The 3,419-nt window shown below is 54.3% G+C and carries 2 protein-coding genes; both read left to right on the forward strand.

Going from position 1 to position 3,419, the window contains the following annotated elements:
- Nucleotides 1-1,078: 1,078 nt before the first annotated feature.
- A complete protein-coding gene (locus K0B87_09490) occupies nucleotides 1,079-3,151 on the forward strand; it encodes an FAD-dependent oxidoreductase (GenBank protein MBW6514968.1) in 2,073 nt (690 codons plus the stop codon).
- Nucleotides 3,151-3,419 (forward strand): FAD-binding oxidoreductase (locus tag K0B87_09495; GenBank protein ID MBW6514969.1); only part of this gene is annotated, 269 nt, incomplete at its 3' end. The genes K0B87_09490 and K0B87_09495, both read left to right, overlap by 1 nt.

A 3,419-nucleotide genomic window follows, 5' to 3' on the forward strand; every position in this document is an offset into this window, starting at 1 on the left:
GTCTCTTTTACTCTGTGCCAATTGATGTTCTCATCCAACTTTAGGAGAAAGTGGTCCAGTTTGGCCAAAGTGTTCTGGATTTCGTAATCGGTCATGGTCATTTTGTCTGTTCTCATGGTAAACTCCAGCGATGTAATGGAGTGACAATAAGTATGGCTATCTAATTTGTCAAGAATTATTTGCAGATATCGTAAACTATTTTTCGGGGGAGTTCTTTCCCTAGTTTTAGACCTTTTCCAGAGAGTCTATGTGCAAAGGTCTTTTATGTTAAGAATGTTTTTTTGAATCCAGTCCCCCATAACGAGCTAACTTGAGAATTTGCGAATTTGACCAAGATGGAGGTAAGTGTGATCGAGCACCGGGAATCTCAGGTTCCCCAGATTCCCAGATTCCCAGCCATACCCCCTATATCATTGCCTGGAAAGTCAAGTTCCCAAATTCCCAGATTCCCCGCCATACCGGGTAACTTTTTGGTAGTATCCAGGAAAGGGACAAAACCAGAACCCAAATGTATGCAATATATGATATATATATATTAAATACTAATTCCTACTATTTTAGTATATATTATATATAAATACTATATATAACATATACTTATATATCCCCTATCCCTCCCTTTTGGATCTGGTTCTGATACCCGGTATGGCGGGGAATCTGGGAACTTGGGAACTTGACCTTACAAGACCGAAAAGATGTATGGCGGGGAACTGTTGAATTATTCAAACTGTTCAAATTGGTGATGGATTAACGGGTTAATGGGTTAATTGGAAAATGGGAGAATCCGGTGGGGGATAAGACGTGCGAATTGGTGAATTGGTGAATTGGTGAAACCGGCGATGAAACTATTTTTCCCAAAAAACCCGATTTTTGGGCTTTTGGGCAAGATTTTTCTTGACAGACCCCCCAAACATCATCCGTATATATATAGAGGGTGGTCATGGAGTTGAAAGTTAAGGCACGCGCCGGTTGTACCGAGAGCGGCTGAGGACCGGAGTTTCCAGCTTTTGCTTGACAGCTTGGGGCACCCCAAAGTTTGTGAGAAAAAAAACATCCAACCAAGGAGAATTTTTCAGCAATGGAAAACCATCGCATCATCAGGCATCCGATCCTGAGCGTGCCGGAGCGCAAGGACGTTCTGTTCACCTGGAACGGCAGGGCTCTGACAGGCAAGAAGGATGAAATGATAGCCTCAGCCCTGATCGCCAACGGGATCAGCGTCTTTGGCCACCACCCCAAGGACGGCAGCGCCCAAGGCATCTTTTGCGCCAATGGGCAATGCGCCAAATGCACCGTCATCGCGGACGGGGTGGCGGTCAAATCGTGCATGACGGTCGTCACGGAAGGGATGGAGGTCCGTTCCGCGGACGGGCTTCCCGAGCTTCCCGACAGTGATTATGTGGCAGAGAGGCCGGCGATCGAGCATCTGGACACCGATGTGCTGATCATCGGAGGCGGGCCTTCAGGTTTGGCGGCAGCGATCGAACTTGGCAAGCACGGGATCGACACCCTCCTGATCGACGACAAACACGCCCTGGGCGGCAAACTGGTGCTGCAAACTCATAAATTCTTTGGCTCGGAGGAAGACAGCAATGCCGGGGTGCGGGGCCACGACATCGGTAAGCTGCTCGCCGCGGAAGTGGAGAAGCACCCGTCCGTGAAGATCTGGCTGAACAGCACGGCGCTCTTTGTTTTCAGCGACAAAAAGGTGGGCATCCTCAAAGACGGGATCTACAAGATCGTTACTCCCCAGCGGATCCTCAACGCCGCCGGGGCCAGGGAAAAATTCCTGCGCTTCACCGGCAACCATCTGGCCAGGATCTACGGCGCGGGAGCATTTCAAACCCTCGTCAACCGCGACCTGATCCGTCCTACGAACCGCCTGTTCATCATCGGTGGCGGAAACGTGGGCCTGATCGCCGGATATCACGCCTTGCAGGCGGGGATCGAAGTTGTCGGCCTTGCCGAGGCCATGCCCCAATGCGGCGGTTACAAGGTGCACGCGGACAAGCTGCAGCGCCTGGGCGTGCCGGTCCACACATCGCATTCAATCCTCTGCGCCAATGGCGGCGAGACCGTGGAGAGTGTCACCATCTCTCAAGTTGACCAGAGATTCCAGCCCATCGCCGGCACCGAAAAGAGTTTTGCCTGCGACACCATCCTGATTGCCGTGGGCCTGGATTCCCTTTCCGAATTCACCCTCGAGGCCGAGGAAGCGGGCATTCCGATCTACTCTGCCGGCGACGCTTTGGAGATCGCCGAGGCCTCAAGCGCCATGTTTAATGGCAGGATCGCCGGACTCACCATCGCCAAAGACTGCGGCGCGGAAGGAATCGGCATCATCCCCGCGGATTGGTATGCCAAGGCGGAGGTGCTGAAATCCCATCCCGGCGCGATCAAGGGCTATCAGAAGAACCTTCCGGACACAGGCGTCTTCCCCGTGATCCACTGCCTGCAGGAAATCCCCTGCAACCCCTGCACCACAGTCTGCCCCACCAATTCCATCCACACCGAGGACGGCGGTTTGATGGCCGTTCCGCTCTACACTGGGAACTGCATCGGCTGCTACAAGTGCCTGCTGATCTGCCCCGGCCTGGCCATCACCCTGGTGGATTACCGCAAGGACGCGGACAATCCGATTGTGACCATGCCCTACGAGGTTTTCAACATCCCCATCAAAGCCGGCGACGGGATCGAACTGGTGGATATCGACGGCCAGCCTTTGGGACGCTATCCCGTGACGGCGGTTCTGGACATGAAGCAGCGGCATACTCAGCTCATCCAGGTGAAGGTTCCGGCCTTGATCGCCAAACGGATTGCCTCCTTCCGGATCCAGCCCGCGGAAGTGAGCCAGCCCTTGCCGAAGCCCGTCATTCCTGAAAAACTGGCCGATGAGGCGATGATCTGCCTCTGCGAAAGGGTCAGCGTGGGCGAAGTGCGCAAACTGATCCGGGGCGGGATCACCAACCTGAACCAGATCAAGGCGATCACCCGCGCGGGAATGGGACCCTGCGGCGCCAAGACCTGCGAGACCCTGATCAAGGGCGTCCTGCGCGAAGAGGGAATTCCCGTCACCAATGTGGTGCCGAACACCAAACGGCCGGTGTTTGTGGAAGTTCCCCTGGATAAATTCCCGGATGGAGAGAAATGATGGATAAGATCTACGACGTGGTGGTGATCGGAGCCGGCTCGCTCGGTCTTCCTGCTGCGCTGGAGCTTGCCCGGCGCAAGCTGAGGGTGCTGGTGGTCGAGTGTGAGAACGCTCCCGGCCAGCAAAACAACAAGAAGGCCATCGGCGGGGTGCGCGCCACCCACAGCGACTTTGGCAAGATCAGCGTTTGCCAGCGCTCAATCGAGATCATGCGCGATTGGGAAAAGGCCTGGGGCGACGACATCGGCTGGATGAGCAACGGTTACAG

Origin of the sequence: Candidatus Syntrophosphaera sp. (assembly GCA_019429425.1) — a bacterium.
GTDB lineage: Bacteria > Cloacimonadota > Cloacimonadia > Cloacimonadales > Cloacimonadaceae > Syntrophosphaera.

What these genes read in the sequence shown, in the direction of transcription:
- K0B87_09490 (MBW6514968.1), top strand. Translation starts at nt 1,079, where the DNA reads ATGGAAAACCATCGCATCATCAGGCATCCGATCCTGAGCGTGCCGGAG.